The organism is Paraburkholderia dioscoreae (assembly GCF_902459535.1).
Taxonomy (GTDB): Bacteria; Pseudomonadota; Gammaproteobacteria; order Burkholderiales; family Burkholderiaceae; genus Paraburkholderia; species Paraburkholderia dioscoreae.
In genome coordinates this window covers 2,350,639-2,372,160 of record NZ_LR699553.1, presented here as the reverse complement: position 1 = coordinate 2,372,160, position 21,522 = coordinate 2,350,639, and the positions used below count along the sequence as shown (strand labels likewise).

Sequence of the window (21,522 nt, the reverse complement as noted above, 5' to 3'; positions counted from 1 at the left end):
GCGCGGCAGACACGCGCCTCGCCAGATTACAACGCGGCGAATATACCGACGATAATCGCACCGAACAGAATCCATTTGATTATGTAGTACGTTGGCCGGTGCCATGCCTTGATACGTTTTCCGAGCCGTCGCACGGCGTACAGGTATTTGAAGATGCGATTCAGAAACCCGGTGCGATCTCCTGCTTCGTTCGGCGAGGCTGCCGCGCGAAGCAGAATGGCGGAAAACATTCGATTGAGCGCGGCCGCCCAGCGAAAATACATTGGACGCTCGATATCGCAGAAAAGAACGATGCGCGACTTATCGGTTTCATTCTTCGCGTAGTGAATATAGGTTTCGTCGAATAGCACAACCTCGCCGTCGCGCCAGTAATAGTGCTGGCCATCCACGTCGATATAGCATTTGGGGTCGTCCGGTGTGACGAGTCCAAGGTGATAGCGAATGGATCCCGCGTACGGATCGCGATGGCGAACCAGGCTTGCGCCCGGCGGCAATTGCGCGAACATGGCGGCCTTGACAGTGGGGATGCCCTGCAGCAGCCGCGTGGTGACCGGACACAGGGCTTCAGCGGATGGATGAGGCGCGTCGTACCATTTCAGATAAAAACGCCGCCAACCCGTTTTAAAGAACGAGTTGAAGCCAATATCGTTGTAGTTACTCGACGCCGATATCTTTTGCGCGGCGTCGACCGCGAGTGCCTCGTCCCGGATGGTTTTCCAGTTGGCCTGCAATGTCGCCAGCTCCGGAAAAAGCTTTTTATCGATGAAGGCATTGGACTTGAGTGTCGACAGCATGTACCAGAGGCAATTGACGGGCGCCATGAATGTCGAATGGTCTGATAATTGCCGCCAGAATCCGAATCGAACCGTGCCGCGTCTCGAAACATAGGCCGCACTAGCTGTGAACCAGATGAGAATCAACCACCGCATGCTTGCTCCTGAAGCGCACGTGGCAGCGTAATTGCGCTGCGGATTTGGAAAAAATCACATCTTATAAAAAAGATAAATTCTCTGCATTTTCGCCGGCACGCCGTCTTGCTGTTCGTCTCTATCCCGCACGTCCGAAAACGCGATTGCGCGACGCGTTCGAGTCGGGGCTCACCTGGAACTTGATGGCGTAGCGTGCCCAATTGTTTCGGGCTGCGGAGGCGAGGCACGGATCGGGCGAGACGTCGCCATTGGCGCATGTGGCGGCTATTCATATCCGTCTCGGCGCGAGCCATTTCGGAGTTCGGGAGTGGCCGGAAATCGGGCCGCCGCCGACTTTCGTGAAACCCCGCAGCCTGTTCGCTATGCCGGCCTCGAAAAGACTGCTGCGCAGCAGAAGAGACACTATGAGCACTATGCAGAACAGTCCCGGCGTTGCAGCAGAGAAAGCGGTGTATTTCGAGCAAATACTTTGAAAAGCACTCGCTCGACAGCTGTTTTTTTATTGTAGTGACAACAGCAACAGTGAATTCAGGATTAGCGGATTTATTCCGTTGCGGTGGGCACCTACACTGTATTCACCGCTGCAACAACAGCCCCATCCGCAGCGCGCAGAAAGACAATCTTTGGAGGTGGTTTCATGAAGTCGCTCATTCAAGCTGTTGCTATCGCCGTTGTTCTTGTCGCGCCGGTAGCCTCGTTCGCTCAGTCGTCCAATCAGCCGGCGTCGCAAGGCGCAGAGGCTGTGCAGGCTCAGGCTTCGAGCCAGCAGGCTCCGGCTCAGGCCAATAACAGCGGTTATGGTTCAGGCAGCCGTGGCACGTGGCAAGCCGGTCACGGTGGCGACACGACGGTCAGTTCCTATTCGCCGCCGATTTACAACGCCCGTTAAGCAAACGGCTCGCACGCGGCGAATGTAACGCCGCGCGCGAGCCGACTGTTTTCTATGGCGCGCGCAACAGGGTCATCTGGTTGTGCAGCAGCGCCAGCAGATCATCATCGCTAGGCCGCGTGCCCCAATGCCGCGCGCCCGCCACTGACGCAATCGCGATCCACGAGTGAGGTGGAAACCATTCGCGCAACAGTGTGCCGTCCCGACGCAAACACAATTGACCGGTCTGCTCGCTATATTCAGCGCAGATCAGCGTGTCGTTGATTTGCGCGGTGACTCGTCTCGGATCGCTGCGTAGCAAAGCGTCGCTCCTGCAGAAGATGTGGCGCGAATGCGTGCGCCTGGCCGTGTCACCGACGCGGCCGGCGCGTGTGCATGCGTGTGCATCAATGATCGCCGTGACCGTGACCGTGACCGCGGTCGTCGCCGTGACCATGCCAGCCATTGTCGTGACCGCGCCAGTCGCCGTGCGGGCCGCGCGCGTCATGCCATTCGCGTTCGCCGTGATGACGCTCTTCCCACTCGCGCCGGTCCCAGTAGCGGCGGCCGTCATAGTAGCGCTCGCCGTACCAGCCCGGACTCACCACGACCACGGGCGGAGCCGGCGCGTAGATCGGAGGTGGCGGGGCATACACGGGTTCGGGCGCATAAGCGACACCCGGAATGCCGATGTTCACGCCCACATCGACGTGGGCCAGCGCGACTGACGATGCGCCAATTCCCAGACCCGCAACGATCGCCGCAGACAGCCAGCGGTTTCGTGATTCGTTCATGTTTTATTTCCGGCTTCTACGACGGTAAGTGGACAGTCCTGCGCGGTTCGCGCTCAATAGCGGTCGCGATCGTGATCGTAGTGACCGTGGTCGTGATAGCCGCCTTCCGGAACTACGATGCAACCGCTCAATGCACCCCCGAGCGTGACGGCCAGAATGGCCAGCGCGAAAATTCTTTTCATGGCATTGCTCCCGTTTCCTTGTGCCCCGAACTCTACTGACCGGTGGAATTACCGGTGTGTTTGTGTGTAACAGGACGTGTCGATAGCCACGTGTGGCGGCAACGCGTGGGCGGCGTGAATGACGTGCACGCGAACGTAATGAGTAGAGAGCGGGTGGTGGCGCGATAGACACGCAAGCCGTTGAACATGCTGTGAAAAAGACGCAATGGCAGAGCGGTTTGCGTACCGCGATGGGTCGGATGGCAGTTGGATCGACGGGCGTCAGGCGCTCGGCGCGGCGTATCGCGGCAGCTATGCCGCACGGATACATTCAGTTGCAGAGTAAGTCGCCGATTGGCGACTTCAGTCGATCAGATCGCGTGAGCCGGCTGATTGTGCGCTTTCGCGTCATCCGCAAGCACGAGGGCGCGGACAGTACTTGAGGGCGCCTGACGTGCACAACGTCAGGATCACGCCAATATCGACGCCATGACGTCCACGCGCGAGCCTCACGACGCCGCACGTGATAAGCACATAAAAAACAAGTCTTTTACGTGCGCCGTCAGGACTGGTTAGATCACTGGGTCCACAATCAGTCAGCCGATCCAGTTCAATCGCATTTCTTGCCGGCCAGCCATGAGCACAATTACCGAAGCGTTCACCCCGGATGCTGCGCACCGCCCACTCGTGCGTGCGATGCCGTTGCAGCGGTTGCGCCGCGACGGCCGCACGCTCGATGCGGATGCGCGCGGCGCGATCCATGCGGCCTTCACCGCCAATCCGTGCCTGAAGAGCTGGCCGGCCCACGCGATCGACGCGCTGTGTGACGCCGGCCAACTCCGCACGTGGACCAACGGCGAGCTGATTTTCGCGCGCGACGAACCTTGCGACGACATTCAGGTGGTGCTGTCCGGCGCGATCGAAATGAGCTGGACCAATTCGGCCGGCGTGCGCGCGGTGGCGGTGTATATGCGGCCGAACGAGGTCATCAACTTCATCCCGGTGCTGGACCGGCGCGGCTCGATGCACGATCAGCGTGCGCATGGTTCGACCACGCTGTTCCACATTCCCGGCAAGGCCTTGTTCGATCTGTTCGCCCGCGAGCCTGCGCTGTTGCGCAACGTGCTCGACCTGATCTGTCTGCGAAGCCGCGCGCTGCACGGCCGCCTGGGCAGGACGGCGCTGGCGGGTTTTCGCGCGCGCATGGCGGAGCAGTTGCTCGCGCTTGCCGAATGGCACGGCAGACCAACCGGGCAGGGTGTTGAGTTGACGATCAGGCTCTCGCAGGAGGATCTCGCGGCCCTGCTTGCCGCGTCGCGGCAAAGCATCAACAAGGAACTGCGCTGGCTGGTGCGCAACGGCATTGTCGATGTGCGTTATAGCCGCCTGACCGTGATCGACATGAAGGCGCTGCGCGAGTTGAGCGAGGCGGCGTGAAAAAACTCATAACGATATAAAAAGCGCTTCTATCAAGTGTCCAACGCGCGACAGATTCGCGGCGACCGCTCTGTCGATAATGGCTCGTCGATTCAGACCTGTCTCGTCCTCAAACCGGGAGTTGCATAACATGTCGAACCTGAGTCTCGCGACGTCCAACGCACTGGACCTTCATCCCGTCACCGGCCGCATCGGCGCGGAAGTTCGCGGCGTACGGCTGTCCGGCCAGCTCGAAGCGGCCACCGTCGAAGCGATTCGTGCCGCGCTGGTACGTCACAAGGTGATTTTTTTCCGCGGCCAGACGCACTTGCAGGACGCCGATCAGGAAGCGTTCGCCAAACTGCTTGGCGAGCCGGTTTCGCATCCCACGGTGCCGGTGGTGGACGGCACGGACTATCTGCTCGAACTCGACTCGCATCGCGGCGGCCGCGCGAATTCCTGGCATACGGACGTGACTTTTGTCGACGCCTATCCGCAAGCGTCGATCTTGCGCGGCGTGACGATTCCGGAGGTGGGCGGCGACACGGTATGGGCCAACACGGCCACTGCGTACGACGATCTGCCGCCGCCGCTCAAAGCGCTCGCCGAACAACTGTGGGCCGTGCACAGCAACGAATACGACTACGCGAACCACGCGAACGTCGGCGAGCGCGGGCGCGACACGGAGGCGTTCAGGCGCTACCGCGAGGCGTTCGTGTCCACGCGTTACGAGACCGAGCATCCGGTCGTGCGCGTACATCCGGAATCCGGCGAAAAAACCCTGATTCTCGGGCATTTCGTGAAGAGTTTCGTGGGCCTCACGCCGAGCGCGTCGGCGCATGTGCTCGAACTGCTGCAAGGCTACGTGACGCGTCTGGAGAACATCGTGCGCTGGCGCTGGCAGACGGGCGACGTCGCGATCTGGGACAACCGCGCGACCCAGCACTATGCGGTCAACGATTACGGCGATGCACACCGTGTGGTGCGGCGCGTGACGTTGAAGGGCGATGTGCCGGTCAGCGTCGACGGCCGACGCAGTTTCACGCGCAGCGTCGAACCGAAGGCTGCTGTGAAGGCCGCCTGAGTGTCGTAGTTGGCTCGACCGCTCGCGAACGGATTTGCGGTGCCGTTCGGCCGCGTTTGACCGCTATCCTGCGGCGACCTGCTCCGGTGCCGTCGCTTGCCGATAGCCGAGCCGCGTCGAGATCGCGAGGCCCGAGTTTCTGAGCAGCGCGATGTAGTGCGACTTCGTGTCGGCGCCGCAGCGCATGGTGGGAAATGAAATCGACAGGCCGGCGATCACACGGCCGAAGCGGTCGAACACCGGCACGGCGAGACACTGCAAACCTTCTTCCTGTTCCTCGTTGTCCTCGCCGTAGCCTTGTTCGCGCACACGCGGCAGGATGCTGAGCACGGCCTCGGCGGAGGCGAGCGTCTTTTGCGTCGACTTGCGGAATTCGACGTGGGAGAGCACTTCGCGCGCGTCGGCCGGGTCCATCCATGCGAGCAGGACTTTGCCGATCGCCGTGCTATGTAGCGGATTGCGCCGGCCGATGCGCGACTGCATACGCAGCCCATAATCGGCGTCGATCTTGTGAATGTAGATGATGGCGTCTTCATCGAACGCGCCCAGGTGCACCGCCTCGCGGGTCGCCGCGCCGATGCGGCGCATCTCGACGTCGGCCTCGCGCACCAGATCGACGCTTTCCAGCGCCTTCGCGCCGAGTTCGAACAGACGGATGGTGAGCCGGTAGCGCTCGGTTTCGACTTCCTGCGTCACGTAGCCGAGCGCTTTCAATGTCTGGATCACGCGATGCACGGTGGTCTTCGACAGGCCGAGCCGTTGCGACAGTTCGCTGATGCCGATCTGCCCGCTGTCGCCGATCGCGCCGAGAATGGCGAATACGCGGCCGATCGACGAGGCCGATTCGCCCTTGTCGCAAGCCATGCTGTTCATGCCGCCGAAGTCGGCGGTCTGCTCGTCCTGCGCGTGTGCGGGGGCGCTGTCCTTGCGCGGTTTGCCTCTTGCTGCCATTTCCGTCTTCCCTGTCTATGCGTTCCCGTGCCGCCAACGCGCACGTCGGCGCCGCGCCGAGAGCATACCGCGTCGCGCGCCCGCTGCCGAGTCAGCGCGCGAGCCAGCCGCCGTCCACCGCCAGTGTATGCCCGTGCACATAGTCCGAAGCGGACGACGCGAGGAACACGACCGGGCCCGCAAGATCGCGCGGCGTGCCCCAGCGGGCGGCCGGAATGCGGGCGAGAATCTCGTCGTTGCGCTGGGCGTCGTCGCGCAGTGCCGCCGTGTTCGCGGTCGCCATGTAGCCGGGCGCGATCGCATTCACGTTGATGCCTTGCGCCGCCCATTCGTTTGCGAGCAGCCGCGTGAGTCCCAGCACGCCGCTTTTCGATGCGGTATAGGACGCTACCCGTATGCCGCCCTGAAACGACAGCATCGACGCGACATTGATGATCTTGCCGCCGCTCTGCTGCTTCACGAACTGTCGCGCGACGGCCTGCGAAAGAAAGAACAGGCTCTTCAGATTGAGGTCCACCACCGCGTCCCAATCGGCTTCGGTGAAATCGAGCGCGTTCTCGCGGCGGATGATGCCCGCGTTGTTCACCAATACGTCGATGCGGCCGAACGCTTCGACAGCGGCGCGCACAATGTCCTCGACCGGCGCGATCGAGCCGAGGTCGGCACGCACGTCCGCGAAGCGGCGTCCGGTCGCTTCGACACGCGCGGGTGTGTCGCCGGCATCGGCGCGACTCACGCCGACAATGTCGCAGCCGGCTTCGGCAAGTGCGAGCGCCATGCCGGCGCCGAGGCCGGTGTTGCTGCCGGTGACGATGGCGACGCGGCCGGTGAGATCAAAGGTGTTCACGATGTTCGAGCCCATGTCGTGTTGCCGGAGTGGCTGATGCGAAAAAGGCGGTAAAAAGAGGCCGAAAAAAAGGGTGAAAAAAACGGCCCGTCAGCGCAAGTCCCGCACGGCGATGTGGTCCATGTCGCTGAACACCTGGTTTTCGCCGACCATGCCCCAGATGAACGTGTACGCCTGCGTGCCGACACCGGAGTGAATCGACCAGCTCGGCGAGATCACCGCCTGCTCGTTGTGCACGAGAATGTGCCGCGTCTCGTTCGGCTCGCCCATCATGTGAAAGACGGCGGCGTCGTCGGCGATGTTGAAATAGAAATACACCTCCATGCGGCGCTCGTGTGTATGGCACGGCATGGTGTTCCACAGGCTGCCCGGTTCGAGTTTCGTCATGCCCATGGAAAGCTGGCAGGTGGGCAGCACTTCGGGAACGATGAATTTGTAGATGGTGCGGCGGTTGCTCGTGGCAGGGCCGCCGAGCGTTTGCGGCGAGGCTTGCGCAAGCGAGATCGTGCGGGTCGGATACGACGTGTGAGCGGGGGCGCAGTTCAGGTAGAACTTCGCGGGCCGCGCGACGTCGTCGCTGCCGAAGGCAATGGCCTGCGCACCTTTGCCGATGTAGATCGCCTCTTCGTTGCGCACCGTATGGCGCGTGCCGTCCACCTCGACCCAGCCGTCGCCGCCGATGTTGATCGCGCCGAGTTCGCGCCGCTCCAGCAGATAGCTCACGCCGATCGCCTTGCCGAGCGAGCCGGGCACCTCGACCGCGCGGGCCACCGGCGACACGCCGCCGACGATGATCCGGTCGATATGGCTATAGGTGAGCTTCAACGCATCGCGCTCGAATACCTGATCCACCAGAAATGCCCGGCGCAATCCTTCGGTATCCAGCGTCTTTGCGTATTCGCTGTTGATGGCCTGTCTCACTTCCATGGTTCTTTCTCCGCTGGGTTGGCGCGCCCAGCTGTCTCTCGACGCGGGCGCCGTTCTGGGCTCGACTGTAGCGTAGAAATTGGATTTCGGAACAGTGGTCCGAAAATATTGCACTGCGACATCATATTGGATAAGGGTTTGAGGCAGGTAACGGGTAAACGATGAGCGTAATTTCCATCGCAATCGGAACAGCGTTCCTTTCGCGATGCTATATTGCGCCGAAAGGGAGCAGCCCGGCGCGAGAACGGGCCATTACCCCGGGTGATCCACCCGATAACGGGACGCAAAGTCCACGGAGGAGGCATGAAGCTCAAGAAGGCCATCGACCGCATTCCTGGCGGCCTGATGCTGGTGCCGTTGTTGCTCGGCGCCTGCGTCCACACGTTTGCGCCGGGTTCGGGCAAGTACTTCGGGTCGTTCACCAATGGTTTGATTACCGGCACCGTGCCGATTCTGGCGGTGTGGTTCTTCTGCATGGGCGCGACCATCGATCTTCGCGCGACCGGCACCGTGCTGCGCAAATCGGGCACGCTGCTGGTGACGAAAATGATCGTGGCGTGGATCGCGACGATCGTCGCCTCGCGCTTCATCCCGATCGACGGCGTCAAGGCCGGGCTCTTCGCCGGCCTCTCCGTGCTGGCGATCACGACCTCGATGGACATGACCAACGGCGGCCTCTACGCGGCCGTGATGCAGCAATACGGGACCAGGGAGGAGGCGGGTGCGTTCGTGCTGATGTCGGTCGAATCGGGGCCGCTCGTCAGCATGATCATTCTCGGCGCGACCGGTGTGGCGTTCTTCGAGCCGCGCCTGTTCGTCGGCGCGGTGCTGCCGTTTCTGATCGGCTTCGTGCTGGGTAATCTGGATAGCGAGTTGCGCGAATTCTTCGACCGCTGCGTGCATCCGCTGATTCCGTTCTTCGGCTTTGCGCTCGGCAACGGCATCGACCTCAGCGTGATCGCGAGGAGCGGCCTGCCGGGAATCGTGCTGGGTCTCGGCGTGATCGTCGTGACAGGCATTCCGCTGATTCTCGCGGATCGCTGGATTGCGGGAGGCAATGGGGCGGCGGGGCTGGCCGCTTCGTCGACTGCCGGGGCCGCGGTGGCGAATCCGGCGATCATCGGCGAGATGATTCCAGGCTTCAGGCCGCTGGTGCCGGCCGCGACCGCGATGGTCGCGACGGCCTGTCTCGTGACGGCGATTCTGGTGCCGATTCTCACGGCGCTGTGGGTGCGCCGGCATCAGGCGCGCGATGCGTTGCGCGAGGAGTTCGCGGCGGCGAACACGCCGCCGCTCAGCGAGCGGGACGTGCATGTGTAGGGCAGGGTGAAGGCGGCCCGTTCGCGTTCTTCAGGAGCGTAAGCGGGTCGCGCGCTTGCCCGCGTTTGCCCGCGTTTGCCGTCGTTCGTTGTTCACGACAATAAAAAAGGTCCGCGAGCGTAAGCTCGCGGACCCGCTACGGTATGTGAAAAGAGGCGGGCGGTAAGCCGCCTCGGTCCGTCTTAAACCGCCATCACCGATACCGCCTTGGTGACCAGGTAGCCTTCCATCGCTTCCGGGCCGCCTTCCGAACCGTAACCCGAATCCTTCACGCCGCCAAACGGCATTTCCGGCGACGGCGTAGCCGGCTGGTTGATCCACAGCATGCCGACTTCCAGTTGCTGCGACAGCAGGTGCACGTTACTGAACGACTTCGTGAACGCATAGCCCGCCAGACCGTATGGCAGGCGGTTCGCTTCCGCGATCGCTTCTTCGAGCTTGTCGAAGCCGCGAATCGCCGCGATCGGGCCGAACGGCTCGTTGTTGAACACGTCGGCTTCGAGCGATACGTTGGTCAGCACGGTGGGCGCAAAGAAGTTGCCTTCCGAGCCCACGCGTTCGCCGCCCGTTTCGACCTTGGCGCCGGTTTTGCGCGCGTCGTCGAGCACCTTGCTCATTGCCGTCAGGCGGCGGGCGTTGGCGAGCGGCCCGAGGGTCGTGCCTTCGGCGAGGCCGTCGCCGAGCTTGAGGCCTTCAGCATGCTTGACCAGCGCCGCGGCGAACTCCTCGCGGATGCTGTTGTGCACCAGGAAGCGCGTGGGCGAGATGCAGACCTGGCCGGCATTGCGGAACTTCGCGCCGCCCGCGGCCTTGACGGCGAGCGCCACGTCGGCGTCTTCCGCCACGATGACCGGAGCGTGACCGCCCAATTCCATTGTTGCGCGCTTCATGTGTGCGCCGGCCAGTGCCGCCAGTTGCTTGCCGACCGGCGTCGAACCGGTGAACGTGACCTTGCGGATCACCGGATGCGGAATCAGGTAGCTGGAAATTTCAGCCGGGTCGCCGAACACGAGGCCGACCGTACCCGCCGGCACGCCGGCCTCGACGAAGGCCTGCAGCAGTGCTGCCGGCGACGCCGGCGTTTCTTCCGGTGCCTTGACGAGGAACGAACAGCCGCACGCGAGCGCGGCACTCAGTTTGCGCACGACCTGGTTGACCGGGAAATTCCACGGCGTGAACGCCGCCACAGGCCCGATCGGCTCCTTGAGCACCAGTTGCTGCGCCGCCAGGTTGCGCGACGGCACGATCCGGCCGTAGACGCGGCGGCCTTCGTCGGCAAACCATTCGATGATGTCAGCCGCCGCCAGCACTTCGACGCGTGCTTCGGCGAACGGCTTGCCCTGTTCCTGCGTCATCAGACGGCCGATGTCCGAGGCCCGCTCGCGCACCAGCGCGGCGGCGCGGCGCATGGTCGTGGCGCGCTCGTTGGCCGGCACCTTGCGCCAGGCTTCGAAGCCGCGTTGCGCGGCGGCGAGCGCCCGGTCCAGATCGGCAATGCCGGCGTGCGCCACTTTGCCGATGGCCTGGCCGGTGGCCGGGTTGACGACGTCGAGGGTCTTGCCGCTGGCGGCGTCGCACCATTCGCCGTTGATCAGAAGTCGGGTATCGGTATAGCTCGAGATGGCCATGCTGGGGTTCCTGTATAGGGGAAAACGACAGGCCGCGCGATCGTCGAGCACGGGGCTGGACCTGCGCGGGCCTTGGATGGACTGCCGATTCCAAACATCTTATCTGATTGCGCGAAATCGCACCGATGGGCGGCCTCGCGCGTGGCATGCGGCACGCGTCTTGCCGCGCGGCTGCCGCGGCAGCGGAAAACGGGTCGAAGCGGTGCCGCGCAAAGAGGCGTAGAGTCGAGCAGCAGTGGCAGAAACCGGCCTGATCCCGCGGCCGTGGATGTTGCCAAAACGAGGCGCGAGCGTTACGCAAGGCAGCAAGCAGCGCCGAAGCAGCACGCGAGGCAACCTTCAGAAGCGGCAGGCGAAGCCCGGCCAATGCAGGCCAATCAACCCAGATGCACATGAGGAATCGACATGCCAACCGGTACAGTGAAATGGTTTAACGACGCGAAAGGCTTTGGCTTCATTACTCCCGACGACGGCGGCGAAGATCTGTTCGCTCATTTCTCGGAGATCCGCTCCGAGGGTTTCAAGTCGTTGCAGGAAAACCAGAAGGTCAGCTTTGAAATCAAGCAGGGGCCGAAGGGCAAGCAGGCGGCGGATATCAAGCCGGTCTGAACGCATGGGCCGGTTCGCGTGTGACAGGCGCGCGGCCGGTCAGTTTTTACTTAAGGTTTCCTTCAGCTTTGCTCCGTAGTATTTGCGCGATTACCCGCCGCCCGGCGGGAAATAGTTCCGACAGTTTGTCGATAGAGAACTGAAAGCGCCGATACAAGGCTTGCTGGAGCATCCATGAAAACCCTGTTCTTGCAGGCGCCGTCGTACGACGGCTTCGATGGTGGCGCGGGTTCGCGCTATCAGGCCAAACGTGAAGTCCGCTCGTTCTGGTATCCCACGTGGCTCGCACAGCCCGCCGCACTCGTGCCCGACAGCCGCGTGCTCGACGCACCGGCAGATGGTTTGTCGGTCGACCAAACGCTGGACATTGCGCAGCAATACGATCTGGTGGTGATCCACACCAGCACGCCGTCCTTTCCCACCGACGCCCTGTTCGCCGAAGACCTGAAGAAGCGCAAACCGTCCGTGTTGATCGGCATGGTGGGCGCGAAGGTCGCCGTCGATCCGCACAATTCGCTGACGGCTACCGAAGCGATCGACTTCGTCTGCCGCGAGGAATTCGACTTCACCTGTCAGGAAGTCGCCGGAGGCAAGCCGTTTGCGCAGATCCAGGGTCTGAGCTATCGCGCCGCCGACGGTTCGATCGAGCACAACGAAGCGCGCCCGATCCTCGAGAACATGGACGAGCTGCCGTTCGTCGCGCCCGTCTACAAGCGCGATCTGAAGATCGACAACTACTTCATCGGTTATCTGAAGCACCCGTACGTGTCGATCTACACGGGCCGCGGTTGCCGCTCGAAGTGCACCTTCTGCCTGTGGCCGCAAACCGTGGGCGGACATCGCTACCGCACGCGCTCGGTCGAAAACGTGCTGGCGGAAGTGAAGTGGATTCGCGACAACATGCCTGAAGTCAGGGAGATCATGTTCGACGACGACACCTTCACCGACTTCAAGCCGCGGGTCGAAGAAATTGCCCGCGGTCTTGGGCAACTGGGCGTGACGTGGTCGTGCAATGCGAAGGCGAACGTGCCGTACTCGACGCTGAAGATCATGAAGGAAAACGGCCTGCGCCTGCTGCTGGTCGGTTATGAATCGGGCGACGACCAGATCCTGCTGAACATCAAGAAGGGTCTGCGCACGGACATCGCACGCCGTTTCAGCGACGATTGCCGCAAACTCGGCATCAAGATTCACGGCACGTTCATTCTCGGTCTGCCCGGCGAAACACAGGACACGATCCAGAAGACGATCGAATACGCCAAAGAGATCAATCCGCACACGATCCAGGTATCGCTCGCGGCGCCGTATCCCGGCACGACGCTCTATAACCAGGCGGTTGACAACGGCTGGCTCGAAGAGAACAAGGTGATCAACCTCGTGAGCAAATCAGGCGTGCAACTGGCGGCGATCGGCTATCCGCATCTGTCGCGCGACGAGATTTACCATCAGCTCGAAAACTTCTACAAGCGTTTCTATTTCCGGCCGTCGAAGATCTGGGAAATCCTGCGGGAGATGCTGACGAGCTGGGACATGATGAAACGGCGCCTGCGCGAGGGCGTCGAATTCTTCCGTTTCCTGCGCGCCCACGAGGCGTGAGCGCCGCGCATCTGGTCGCCGTCACGCTGGCCTGCGCCAGCGCGGCGGCCGCGGTCCTCGGCATTGGCTACACCGTGCTTGCCGGTGCGCTGATCGGACGGTTCTTCGAGCGGGCGGTGTCCGAGCCGACCGAGTTCGTGCCGGTCACGATCGTCAAACCGCTGCACGGCAACGAGTGGGCGCTGCTCGACAATCTCTCCAGCTTCTGCCGGCAGGACTATCCGGGGCCCGTGCAGTTTCTGTTCGGCGTGCACGATTCGGCCGATCCCGCGCTGCAAACCGTCGACGAACTGCGGCGCCTCTATCCCGACGCGCACATCACCGTGGTGGCCGATGCGCGTCTCTACGGGCCGAACCGCAAGATCAGCAACATCCTCAATATGCTGCCGCAAGCACAGCACGACGTGTTCGTCTTCGCCGACAGCGACGTGAGCGTCGAGCCGGACTATCTGCGCAATGTGATTGGCGAATTGCAGAAACCCGGCGTGGGGCTCGTCACCTGCGCGTATCGCGGACAGCCCGATCCTGGCTTCTGGCCGCGTCTGTCGGCCAAGGCGACCAACTATCAGTTCCTGCCCGGCGTCGTGACCGGTCTCGCGCTTGGGCTCGCGCGCCCGTGCTTCGGCCAGACCATTGCGATGCGGCGCAATACGCTCGAAAAAATCGGCGGCCTGACGCCGTTCGTGCGGCATCTCGCGGAAGACCACGCCATCGGCGAAGCGGTGCGCATGACCGGCGAGAAAGTGGCGATCCCGCCGTTCACGATCTCGCATGCGTGCGTGGAATCGAGTGCGGCGCAACTGATCGCGCATGAGCTGCGCTGGAGCCGCACGATCCGCCGCATCGATCCGCTCGGCCATCTCGGCTCGGCGCTGATTCATCCGTTCGCGTTCGCGCTGCTTGCGCTCGTCTTCTCGGGCGGCGCATGGTGGGCATGGTCGCTCGCGCTGGCCGCCATGTGCGCGCGGCTCGCGTTGAAACTGCTGTCCGATCGTGCGTTGAAGCAGGCGCATCGCGACCTGTGGCTGCTGCCGTTATGGGATATCGTATCGTTTGCGATTTTCGTCGCGAGCTTCTGCTCGTCGCGCGTGATCTGGCGAGGCTTCAGCTTCAAGGTGGACGGCGACGGCCTGTTGTCGGCGGCGCAGGACGAATGACGGACGAAGGGCAGCGTGGATTGGCATGATGGATCGTTTTTTCGAAGCAGCTTCTGAACGCAGGGCAACGCGCCGGAAGCGCGCGCACGAGGTGGGCGCGTGATGAAGCATCTCGGCCGCGTGGCCGCGCTAGCCGGCCTGCTGGCGTCGCTCTGGCTCGTCTGGCACGACAATCCCGGCGCCGTGCTCGGCGCACTGCGCGCGGCCGGCGCGGGACTGCTGCTAGCCGCGCTCGCGCACGTGCTGCCGATGCTCGCCAATGCCTGCGACTGGCGTTCGCTGATTCGCGGCGCGAACCGTCCCGGCATCTTCAACATGCTGCACCTCGCGTGGGTGCGCGAATCGGTCAACAGCATGCTGCCGGTGGCGCGCATCGGCGGCGAAGTGGTGTCGTTCCGCATGCTGCGGCGCTGGGGCGTGCGGCCGTCCACGGCGGTGGGCAGCATCATCGTCGACATGCAGCTTACGGTGATCAGCCAGTTGCTCTTCACGATGGTCGGCATCGGCTTTCTGTTCGCGCATGCGCATTCCGACACGCTCAGGCTTGCCGGGCAACTGGCCTGGGGCGTGGTGGTGCTCACGCCGCTCCTCGTGCTGTTCGCGCTCGTGCAGCACGCGAGTCCGTTCGAACGCATCACGCGCGCACTCAATCATATGACGAGCGGCAAGCTTGCCGCGCTGGTCGGCCAGTCGGCGCAGATCGATCAGGCCATCAAGCTGATCTGGCGGCGGCGTGGCGTGGTGCTGCGCTATCTGTTTTTCTGGCAACCGCTGCAGTGCTTTCTCACGTCGCTGGAAATCTGGCTGGCGCTGTACTTTCTCGGCGTGCACGTCACGCTCGTCGAAGCGGTGGTGATCGAATCGCTGATCCAGGCGATCAGCAGCGCGGCGTTCTTCGTGCCGGGCGGCCTGGGCGTGCAGGAGGGCGGCTTCATTCTGATCGGCGGCGCGCTCGGCCTCGATCCTTCCATCTGTCTCGCGCTGGCCGGTGCGCGCCGGATTCGCGATCTCGTGATATTCGTGCCGGGGCTGATTGCGTGGCAGTTCGCGGAGTCGTCGAATCGGGCGCCGCAGCGAGCGTTCGAGCGCGCGCCTTAGAGACCGAACGGCGCGCGCCGCAGGATCACCAAGGCACAACGGTTCGCAGCACATGGGGCGCGTGGACGCGGGAAAGCGCACCCTCACAAGCGAGATGCGTCGATGCGAGGCCCGCTTCTGCTTTCTCCTCAACTCGCCTGCGTATAAGCGGGAAACGACACCTCGACCGCGAGTCCCCGTTCGCCGATGCCTTTGCCGAGACGCAGGCTCGCGCCGAAATGTTCCGCAATCCGCGCGACGATCGAAAGGCCCAGCCCGCTGCCGGTGGCCTGATTGCCGGTCGCCCGGAAAAAACGATTCGTCAGACGGTCGAGATCGCCTGGCGCGACGCCGGGGCCGTCGTCGCGCACGGTCACCTGTATGCGGTCTTCGGCGTGCTGCACCGCCACTTCGATGCTGCCGCCGGCGCGCCCGTACTTGATCGCGTTATCGAGCAGATTGTCGAGCAGGATGCCGATCAGCACGGGCTCCGCGTTGATCTCGGCGCGCATGTCGCCCGTCAGCGTCACGTGAATGTTTTTCTGCTGTGCGCTGCGCTCGTTGGCGAGCAGCGCGTTCTTTGCGACCACGGCGGGTTTGAGCGGCGCCGCCGTCATCTTTTCGTGCACGTCCAGACGCGCGAGCAGCAGCAACTGCTCCGCGAGGCGCGCGCTGCGATCCACGCCTTGCACCACGCGTTCCATGGCGAGCCGCTGCCGCGCCTTATCCGTTTCGGCCAGGGCCACCTGCGCCTGCACCTTGATCGCGGCAAGCGGCGTTTTCAGTTCATGGGCGGCGTCGGCGGTAAACGCGCGTTCGCGCTCCAGCGAGTGCAGCAAACGCGACAGGAGCAGATTGATCGCATCGACGAGCGGGCGCACCTCGGTCGGCGCGCGGCCGATATCGACCGGCTCCAGCCGGTTCACGTCGCGCGCGCGAATCGCGCCCGACAGCACCCTGAGCGGCGCCAGACTCCAGCCGATGCTGAACCATACCAGCACCGCCAGCACCGGCAGCGCGATCAGCGTGGGGCGGGCGATCCGGCTCGCGACGCCGCTCACCAGGTCGCTGCGCGTGTTGGCCAGTTCGAAGACGCGCACCGTGTGGCCGAGCAGGGTGTCGCGCAAAGTGAACGAGTGATACATCTGGCCGCCGAGCGTGATGTCGCGCGCACCGCTCGCGACCGGCACGGGCAGATCCCATGCGCCGAGTTCGCGCAATTGCGGGCTGCCCGCCAGCACTTCGCCGCTCCGGCCGCGCACCTGGAATAGTGCGTCGCGAGGCAGCGAGTCGTCGTCGTCGTTGTCGTTGGCGCCGGGCTCGCCGTGCCTTTCCTCTTCGCGCACGTCGATGCGCGCGTTGGCGAGCGTGCTCAGATTGCGCTGATCGAGCAGGGCGAGAATCTGCGCGAGTTCGGCGAGCCGCGCATCTTCCCATTCGCCGACTTCGCGCGTGGCCTGACGATAGCTGGACACGAGCGCGATGCCCCACATCAGTACGATGCTGGCGAGCACCAGCAACGCGAGGCGCCGGCGAATCGACGCGCCCATTATTCTTTCTCCATCACGTAACCGATATTGCGCACCGTCTTGATCAGCTTCGCGCCGAGCTTCTTGCGCAGATTGGACACGTGCACTTCGATCGCGTTGCTCTCGATTTCCTCCTGCCAGCCGTACAGGCTCTCTTCGAGACGTGAGCGCGATTGCGGGATCCCCTGATTGGTCAGCAACTGCAGCAGGATCGCCCATTCGCGCGAGGTGAGTGGCACGCGCCTCGTGCCCACTTCGACGGTTTGCGCGGCCGGATTGACCGTCAGGTCCAGATAGCGGATCTGCTCGACGCTGCGGCCTTGCGCACGGCGCAACAAGGCCCGGCAACGGGCGATCAGTTCGGTCAGATCGAAGGGCTTGCCGAGGTAGTCGTCGGCGCCGGCTTCGAGGCCGCCGACACGGTCGAGCACCGTGCTCCGCGCGGTCAGCACCAGCACCGGCACGTCCTTACCCGAATCGCGCAGCCGTTTCAGCAGTTCCATGCCCGATACGCGAGGCAAGCCGAGATCGAGCACCACCAGCGCGTACACGGTGGTGTCGAGCGCGAGTCCGGCCTTATGGCCGTCGCGGGCCCAGTCGACCGTGAAGCCCGCTTGACGCAGCCCCGCTTCGATACCGCAGCCGATCAGATCGTCGTCTTCTACGAGGAGTACGCGCATGAGTCCATTCATTCCATTCGATGTTTTCTTGCATGGCGGCCGGCATGGTCAGACAGGCGCCGAACCGTAACCCGAAGTTTAACCATCCTGTTCATCACCCGCTTTATACGCCTTATTCCTTAAGGTTTCCTTCAGCTTGACTCGCTACTATCGCCCCTCAACAGGTCACTGCCGCGGCGTGATTGCGGCCATGCGGCGGCGGCTCTGTTGCCACGTCATTGCAGTTCAATCGTAAGCACATCGATGAGATGGACGACCGGCGATTTTCCACGCCGGCAAGTTGCGTCAATACATGGCGCCGTGCATTTCGTCGGGCCACGAGACCCAGTCATGAAGCCAGTCACCGTCGACATGCTGCGCGCCCACCTGTTGGTGGCTTCGCTCACGGCCATGGGCACCGAGGTGCTCGTGTGCCTCGGGCTGCTGCTGTTGCCGGTTTCCCAGCACGCCTTCAATTCCACACCGTTCCGCTTGCTGGCCATTGCGGTGATCGTCAGCGGCGTGATCGTGACGCGCCAGTTCGCGCACGCAGCCTTCGAACTCGCGCGCGAGGGGCATTACGCAACGGGCGCAGGCCGGCCCGCGCGGCCTTTCGCGATTGCCTCGAACTGCCCGCGGCGCTGGCTCGTGATTCTTCATCTGCGCCTGACGGGTAGACCGTTCGTGCTGGCTGAGCGCTGACGGAACCGGACAATGGCGGCACACGTACTGACGGCATGCCAGTGGGTTCTTCTAGCCGGCTGCACCGGCGCATCGCTTTACGCAATGCTGGCGGCGGTCGCAATGCCGTTTTATGCCTCGCGCCGCAGCGTTGCGGCCAGTCCCGCTCAAGACGCGTTGCGCGCCTCGTCTGCGCTGTATCCGTTCGCATATGTCGGCGTCAGCGTGCTCAAGCCGCTGTGCGGCGCCGAGCCGCGTCTCTACGAAAATCTGCGAACCTTCTGCGAACAGCGTCATGGATATTTCCAGCTCGTGCTAGGCGTATCGTCGCCCGACGATCCGGCTATTGCCGTGGTGCGCCGTTTGCAGGCGGCCTATCCGACGCACGACATCGAACTCGCGATCGACACGCGCGTGCACGGCAGCAACCTCAAGGTCAGCAACCTGATCAACATGGCGGAGCGGGCCCGCCATGAGGTGATCGTGATTGCCGACAGCGACATCGCCGTCGAAGCCGACTATCTCGACAGCGTGGCCGCGCCGCTCGCGGATCCGCGCGTGGGCGTGGTCACGTGTCTTTACGTGGCGCAAGGCGTCGGCGGCTTCTGGCCGCGCGTGGGCGCGCTCTTCATCAACGAGTGGTTCGCGCCGTCGGTGCGCGTCGCGCATGCGGCCGGCTCGCGCCGCTTCGGCTTCGGTGCGACGCTCGCGTTGCGGCGCGCAACGCTCGAGCGCATCGGCGGTTTCGAGGCGCTGAAAAATTGTCTCGCGGACGATTACTGGCTGGCCGAACACGTACGTGCCCTCGGACTGCGAACCGTGCTGTCGCGCGTGATGGTCGCCACCGATGTGATCGAGCCGACGTTTTACGCCTTGTGGCAGCGCGAAACGCGCTGGCTGCGCACGATCCGCTCGGTGAATCCGCTGGGCTTCGCGTTCCTCTTCATCACGTTCCCCACGCCCTGGCTGTTGACCGGCGCGTGGCTCACCGCAGGCCTCGCAGCGAGCGCATCCGATGCGCTCCACGCGTGGGCCGCGCTCACGAGCGCAACCGGCACGGCGACCGGGTTGGCGGCCCGCCTGCTGATGCATCTGCGTGCCGCGCGCCATGAACGCACTTTCTGGCGTGATCTGCCGCTGGTGCCGTTGCGCGATGCATTGCTGGCGTTGCAATGGCTGGCCGGCGCGTTCGGCTCGCATGTGGTGTGGCGCGGGGCGCGCGTGCCAGTCGGCAGTTCCACGCCGATGGCCGCGCACAAGGGCGCGCTGAACGTAATGGACGTAGTGGAGGCGTCCGATGGCAACTGAGCCACGCGGACTGATCGTCACCGCCGACGATTTCGGCCTGCACGCGCGAGTCAACGAGGCGGTCGAGCGCGCGCATCGCGAAGGCGTGCTGAGCGCCGCGAGTCTGATGGTCGGTGCGCCGGCCGCCGCCGACGCGGTGACACGCGCCCGCGCATTGCCGCAACTGCGGGTTGGCCTGCATCTGGTACTGGCCGACGGCGACGCGACTGCACCGCGCGAGCGCGTTGCCGCCCTGGTCGACGAGCATGGCCGCTTCGGCAGCAACATGGTGTGGGACGGCGCGCGGTTTTTCTGCTTGCCGCATGTGCGCAAGCAGCTTGCGTGTGAGATTCGCGCGCAGTTCGAAGCGTTTGCAAAAACCGGTCTGACGCTCGATCACGTCAACACGCACAAGCATTTTCATTTGCACCCGACGGTGCTCGGACTGATTCTGGAGATTGGCCGCGAGTACGGTATGAAGGCCATGCGCCTGCCGTTCGAAGCGAATGCGCCGCTGTGGTTGCGGCCGTGGATCGCGCAGGTCAAGGCGCGTCTGGATCGCGCCGGCATCGCGCATAACGATTATGCGGTGGGAATCGCCGATAGCGGGCGGATGGATGAAGCGGCGTGGCTTGCGGCGCTCGCCGATCTGCCGCACGGGGTGGGGGAGATTTATTGCCATCCCGCCGTGGCGGGGGAGCGGGCGTTGAGCGACGGCATGCGGGATTACCGGCACGAAGCGGAACTGCAAGCGCTTCTATCGGCCAGGGTCGCGATGGCGATTCGCTTGGCAGGTGTGCGGGTCGGTGGGTTTGGCGACGTGCTGGCTCCCTGAAGAAGATCCCCACCGGCCAAAAACTGCCTGGGTATCCGAATAATATAAAAAGTTTTGGCCCACCTTCTTTGCGATCGCAATCACCCGCCGTTCACGCGGAACGTTCTCTGGAAACAGGCGTTGACCGCGATTCACCCGACGCATCGGCGGATGAGCCCGTCACGGTCGCATCCAGTTCCGATTCGCTCGACACCTGGCGCAATTCGTCGGCGATGATCGACACCAGTGCATCCGCCGCCGCGCTCAACGGGCGCCGCGGATGGCTCACGCACACGATATGCCGCACAATGCGCGGCGCGAGAATCGGATAGGCACGCAGGGTGCCCTGGTGCACCGCGCGCTGCACGGCGATGCGCGGCAGAATGGTCGCAAAGTGCGTGCTTTCCACCAGTTTCACGATCGTGCTCAACACGTCGATCTCGAAGCGCGGCGCGAGCAGCACGTCTTCATGCTGCGCAGCCGTATCGAGCACGCCGCGCAAGCCGTGGCGCTTGGTCGGCAGCACCAGTTCCAGTTCCGGCAGTTGCGCGAGTTCGATTGCATGCGGCAGTTCCGGGCCGTGCGTGGCGCTCGTCACCAGCACCATTTCCTCGTCGAGCAAGGGCTGCGAGTCGAGCGAAAGGCGCGCGCGCGGCTTGTTGATCAGGGCCGCGTCGAGTTGCCCGCCCGCCACCCAGTCGATGAACGTCGCGCTGTAGCCGTCCGCCACGGTCACCTCCACATGCGGATAGCGCGCGTGAAAGCGTGACAGCGCATCGGCCAGCACGCTCTCCGTCACCGAGGCAATGAGCCCGATCGACACATGGCCGGTCACCACCTCGTCGCGCTGCACGAGTTGTTGGCGCGCGTGCGCGAGGTCGCGCATGATCGGCAGAAAGAGCCGGTACATGAGCCGGCCGGCCGCCGTCGGCGCCATGCCGTGGGCGTTGCGCTCGAATAGCTGCTGATGCAGTTCGTCCTCGAGTTTGGCGATCTGCATGCTGAGCGCGGGCTGCACGATGTTCAGGCGTTTCGCTGCCCGCGTGACCGAACCGTCTTCGAAAAGCGCGATGAAATACTGGATTTGCCGGAGGTCCATGTGGGAATGAATAAAACATCAGCAAAGGTAATGAGCATGCCGCGCCGTATCAGATGAAGGCCCGAACGGTACGTCACGAACGCTTCGGC

22 protein-coding genes are annotated in these 21,522 nt (G+C 63.5%); 11 read left to right on the top strand and 11 right to left on the bottom strand.

Annotated features, from left to right (window positions below; all coding sequences use genetic code 11):
- Positions 1 to 26: 26 nt before the first annotated feature.
- Positions 27 to 929, bottom strand: a complete 903-nt coding sequence (locus tag PDMSB3_RS10555) for an aspartyl/asparaginyl beta-hydroxylase domain-containing protein (RefSeq protein WP_007181772.1) — start codon at positions 927 to 929, stop codon at positions 27 to 29.
- Between the two features lie 637 nt (positions 930 to 1,566).
- Here PDMSB3_RS10555 and PDMSB3_RS10550 point away from each other — a divergent pair.
- Entirely contained in the window at positions 1,567 to 1,818 is a 252-nt protein-coding gene (locus PDMSB3_RS10550; RefSeq protein WP_007181773.1) for a hypothetical protein, read from the top strand.
- Between the two features lie 52 nt (positions 1,819 to 1,870).
- On the opposite strand, the gene PDMSB3_RS10545 is transcribed toward PDMSB3_RS10550, so the two are convergent.
- The 3 genes from PDMSB3_RS10545 to PDMSB3_RS38180 form a co-directional block, all read right to left on the bottom strand.
- Positions 1,871 to 2,119: a hypothetical protein gene (locus tag PDMSB3_RS10545; RefSeq protein ID WP_007181774.1), complete on the bottom strand. Its 249-nt coding sequence runs from the start codon at positions 2,117 to 2,119 to the stop codon at positions 1,871 to 1,873.
- Between the two features lie 85 nt (positions 2,120 to 2,204).
- Positions 2,205 to 2,591, bottom strand: a complete 387-nt coding sequence (locus PDMSB3_RS10540) for a hypothetical protein (RefSeq protein WP_165186074.1) — start codon at positions 2,589 to 2,591, stop codon at positions 2,205 to 2,207.
- A gap of 53 nt (positions 2,592 to 2,644) precedes the next feature.
- Positions 2,645 to 2,773, bottom strand: coding sequence for a hypothetical protein (locus tag PDMSB3_RS38180; protein WP_007181776.1), 129 nt, complete (start codon positions 2,771 to 2,773; stop codon positions 2,645 to 2,647).
- A 615-nt stretch (positions 2,774 to 3,388) separates the two neighbouring features.
- On the opposite strand from PDMSB3_RS38180, the gene PDMSB3_RS10535 reads away from it, so the two are divergent.
- Positions 3,389 to 4,189 carry a Crp/Fnr family transcriptional regulator gene (locus tag PDMSB3_RS10535; RefSeq protein ID WP_007181777.1) on the top strand — a complete coding sequence of 267 codons (801 nt, stop codon included), beginning with the start codon at positions 3,389 to 3,391 and terminating at the stop codon, positions 4,187 to 4,189.
- A gap of 130 nt (positions 4,190 to 4,319) precedes the next feature.
- Positions 4,320 to 5,252 carry a TauD/TfdA dioxygenase family protein gene (locus tag PDMSB3_RS10530; RefSeq protein ID WP_007181778.1) on the top strand — a complete coding sequence of 311 codons (933 nt, stop codon included), beginning with the start codon at positions 4,320 to 4,322 and terminating at the stop codon, positions 5,250 to 5,252.
- 63 nt (positions 5,253 to 5,315) lie between these two features.
- On the opposite strand, the gene kdgR is transcribed toward PDMSB3_RS10530, so the two are convergent.
- From kdgR to kduI, 3 genes are all read right to left on the bottom strand, one after another.
- Positions 5,316 to 6,203 (bottom strand): DNA-binding transcriptional regulator KdgR, encoded by an 888-nt coding sequence (gene kdgR, locus PDMSB3_RS10525; protein WP_007181779.1) that lies wholly within the window; start codon positions 6,201 to 6,203, stop codon positions 5,316 to 5,318.
- 91 nt (positions 6,204 to 6,294) lie between these two features.
- On the bottom strand, positions 6,295 to 7,065 hold the full coding sequence (kduD, locus tag PDMSB3_RS10520) for a 2-dehydro-3-deoxy-D-gluconate 5-dehydrogenase KduD (protein ID WP_007181780.1): 771 nt from the start codon (positions 7,063 to 7,065) through the stop codon (positions 6,295 to 6,297).
- A gap of 75 nt (positions 7,066 to 7,140) precedes the next feature.
- A complete protein-coding gene (kduI, locus tag PDMSB3_RS10515) occupies positions 7,141 to 7,977 on the bottom strand; it encodes a 5-dehydro-4-deoxy-D-glucuronate isomerase (RefSeq protein WP_007181781.1) in 837 nt (278 codons plus the stop codon).
- A gap of 303 nt (positions 7,978 to 8,280) precedes the next feature.
- On the opposite strand from kduI, the gene kdgT reads away from it, so the two are divergent.
- Positions 8,281 to 9,297 (top strand): 2-keto-3-deoxygluconate transporter, encoded by a 1,017-nt coding sequence (kdgT, locus tag PDMSB3_RS10510; protein ID WP_165186072.1) that lies wholly within the window; start codon positions 8,281 to 8,283, stop codon positions 9,295 to 9,297.
- A 182-nt stretch (positions 9,298 to 9,479) separates the two neighbouring features.
- On the opposite strand, the gene PDMSB3_RS10505 is transcribed toward kdgT, so the two are convergent.
- A complete protein-coding gene (locus PDMSB3_RS10505) occupies positions 9,480 to 10,925 on the bottom strand; it encodes an NAD-dependent succinate-semialdehyde dehydrogenase (RefSeq protein WP_007181783.1) in 1,446 nt (481 codons plus the stop codon).
- A gap of 405 nt (positions 10,926 to 11,330) precedes the next feature.
- Here PDMSB3_RS10505 and PDMSB3_RS10500 point away from each other — a divergent pair, with 405 nt between their 5' ends.
- The 4 genes from PDMSB3_RS10500 to PDMSB3_RS10485 all read left to right on the top strand — a co-directional run bounded on the left by PDMSB3_RS10500 (position 11,331) and on the right by PDMSB3_RS10485 (position 15,385).
- Complete coding sequence (locus PDMSB3_RS10500; RefSeq protein ID WP_007181784.1) at positions 11,331 to 11,534, top strand: cold-shock protein; 204 nt, start codon at positions 11,331 to 11,333, stop codon at positions 11,532 to 11,534.
- 174 nt (positions 11,535 to 11,708) lie between these two features.
- A complete protein-coding gene (gene hpnJ / locus PDMSB3_RS10495) occupies positions 11,709 to 13,130 on the top strand; it encodes a hopanoid biosynthesis associated radical SAM protein HpnJ (protein ID WP_007181785.1) in 1,422 nt (473 codons plus the stop codon).
- Complete coding sequence (hpnI, locus tag PDMSB3_RS10490) at positions 13,127 to 14,287, top strand: bacteriohopanetetrol glucosamine biosynthesis glycosyltransferase HpnI (RefSeq protein WP_007181786.1); 1,161 nt, start codon at positions 13,127 to 13,129, stop codon at positions 14,285 to 14,287. Before hpnJ ends, hpnI (PDMSB3_RS10490) begins: the two co-directional genes overlap by 4 nt.
- A 102-nt stretch (positions 14,288 to 14,389) precedes the next feature.
- Complete coding sequence (locus PDMSB3_RS10485; RefSeq protein ID WP_165187457.1) at positions 14,390 to 15,385, top strand: flippase-like domain-containing protein; 996 nt, start codon at positions 14,390 to 14,392, stop codon at positions 15,383 to 15,385.
- 128 nt (positions 15,386 to 15,513) lie between these two features.
- Here the strand turns inward: PDMSB3_RS10485 and PDMSB3_RS10480 are convergent, their stop codons facing one another.
- Both PDMSB3_RS10480 and PDMSB3_RS10475 read right to left on the bottom strand, forming a co-directional pair.
- The gene (locus PDMSB3_RS10480; RefSeq protein WP_035518604.1) at positions 15,514 to 16,917 is read right to left on the bottom strand and encodes an ATP-binding protein; all 1,404 of its coding nucleotides are present in this window, start codon (positions 16,915 to 16,917) and stop codon (positions 15,514 to 15,516) included.
- Positions 16,914 to 17,573 (bottom strand): response regulator, encoded by a 660-nt coding sequence (locus tag PDMSB3_RS10475; RefSeq protein WP_007181789.1) that lies wholly within the window; start codon positions 17,571 to 17,573, stop codon positions 16,914 to 16,916. Before PDMSB3_RS10475 ends, PDMSB3_RS10480 begins: the two co-directional genes overlap by 4 nt.
- Positions 17,574 to 17,903: 330 nt before the next feature.
- On the opposite strand from PDMSB3_RS10475, the gene PDMSB3_RS10470 reads away from it, so the two are divergent.
- From PDMSB3_RS10470 to hpnK, 3 genes are read left to right on the top strand one after another with little or no spacing between them, the layout of a single operon-like run.
- Entirely contained in the window at positions 17,904 to 18,254 is a 351-nt protein-coding gene (locus PDMSB3_RS10470; RefSeq protein ID WP_007181790.1) for a hypothetical protein, read from the top strand.
- Positions 18,255 to 18,266: 12 nt separating this feature from the next.
- Complete coding sequence (gene hpnI / locus PDMSB3_RS10465; protein ID WP_007181791.1) at positions 18,267 to 19,541, top strand: bacteriohopanetetrol glucosamine biosynthesis glycosyltransferase HpnI; 1,275 nt, start codon at positions 18,267 to 18,269, stop codon at positions 19,539 to 19,541.
- Positions 19,531 to 20,355, top strand: coding sequence for a hopanoid biosynthesis-associated protein HpnK (hpnK, locus tag PDMSB3_RS10460; RefSeq protein ID WP_007181792.1), 825 nt, complete (start codon positions 19,531 to 19,533; stop codon positions 20,353 to 20,355). Before hpnI (PDMSB3_RS10465) ends, hpnK begins: the two co-directional genes overlap by 11 nt.
- Before the next feature lie 91 nt (positions 20,356 to 20,446).
- Here the strand turns inward: hpnK and PDMSB3_RS10455 are convergent, their stop codons facing one another.
- Positions 20,447 to 21,433, bottom strand: coding sequence for a LysR family transcriptional regulator (locus PDMSB3_RS10455; RefSeq protein ID WP_007181793.1), 987 nt, complete (start codon positions 21,431 to 21,433; stop codon positions 20,447 to 20,449).
- Between the last annotated feature and the right edge of the window lie 89 nt (positions 21,434 to 21,522).

Coding starts and splice junctions, on each gene's coding strand:
- PDMSB3_RS10555 (WP_007181772.1), bottom strand. CDS start 929: ATGCGGTGGTTGATTCTCATCTGGTTCACAGCTAGTGCGGCCTATGTT.
- PDMSB3_RS10550 (WP_007181773.1), top strand. CDS start 1,567: ATGAAGTCGCTCATTCAAGCTGTTGCTATCGCCGTTGTTCTTGTCGCG.
- PDMSB3_RS10540 (WP_165186074.1), bottom strand. CDS start 2,591: ATGAACGAATCACGAAACCGCTGGCTGTCTGCGGCGATCGTTGCGGGT.
- PDMSB3_RS38180 (WP_007181776.1), bottom strand. CDS start 2,773: ATGAAAAGAATTTTCGCGCTGGCCATTCTGGCCGTCACGCTCGGGGGT.
- PDMSB3_RS10535 (WP_007181777.1), top strand. CDS start 3,389: ATGAGCACAATTACCGAAGCGTTCACCCCGGATGCTGCGCACCGCCCA.
- PDMSB3_RS10530 (WP_007181778.1), top strand. CDS start 4,320: ATGTCGAACCTGAGTCTCGCGACGTCCAACGCACTGGACCTTCATCCC.
- kdgR (WP_007181779.1), bottom strand. CDS start 6,203: ATGGCAGCAAGAGGCAAACCGCGCAAGGACAGCGCCCCCGCACACGCG.
- kduD (WP_007181780.1), bottom strand. CDS start 7,065: ATGGGCTCGAACATCGTGAACACCTTTGATCTCACCGGCCGCGTCGCC.
- kduI (WP_007181781.1), bottom strand. CDS start 7,977: ATGGAAGTGAGACAGGCCATCAACAGCGAATACGCAAAGACGCTGGAT.
- kdgT (WP_165186072.1), top strand. CDS start 8,281: ATGAAGCTCAAGAAGGCCATCGACCGCATTCCTGGCGGCCTGATGCTG.
- PDMSB3_RS10505 (WP_007181783.1), bottom strand. CDS start 10,925: ATGGCCATCTCGAGCTATACCGATACCCGACTTCTGATCAACGGCGAA.
- PDMSB3_RS10500 (WP_007181784.1), top strand. CDS start 11,331: ATGCCAACCGGTACAGTGAAATGGTTTAACGACGCGAAAGGCTTTGGC.
- hpnJ (WP_007181785.1), top strand. CDS start 11,709: ATGAAAACCCTGTTCTTGCAGGCGCCGTCGTACGACGGCTTCGATGGT.
- PDMSB3_RS10485 (WP_165187457.1), top strand. CDS start 14,390: ATGAAGCATCTCGGCCGCGTGGCCGCGCTAGCCGGCCTGCTGGCGTCG.
- PDMSB3_RS10475 (WP_007181789.1), bottom strand. CDS start 17,573: ATGCGCGTACTCCTCGTAGAAGACGACGATCTGATCGGCTGCGGTATC.
- PDMSB3_RS10470 (WP_007181790.1), top strand. CDS start 17,904: ATGAAGCCAGTCACCGTCGACATGCTGCGCGCCCACCTGTTGGTGGCT.
- hpnI (WP_007181791.1), top strand. CDS start 18,267: ATGGCGGCACACGTACTGACGGCATGCCAGTGGGTTCTTCTAGCCGGC.
- hpnK (WP_007181792.1), top strand. CDS start 19,531: ATGGCAACTGAGCCACGCGGACTGATCGTCACCGCCGACGATTTCGGC.
- PDMSB3_RS10455 (WP_007181793.1), bottom strand. CDS start 21,433: ATGGACCTCCGGCAAATCCAGTATTTCATCGCGCTTTTCGAAGACGGT.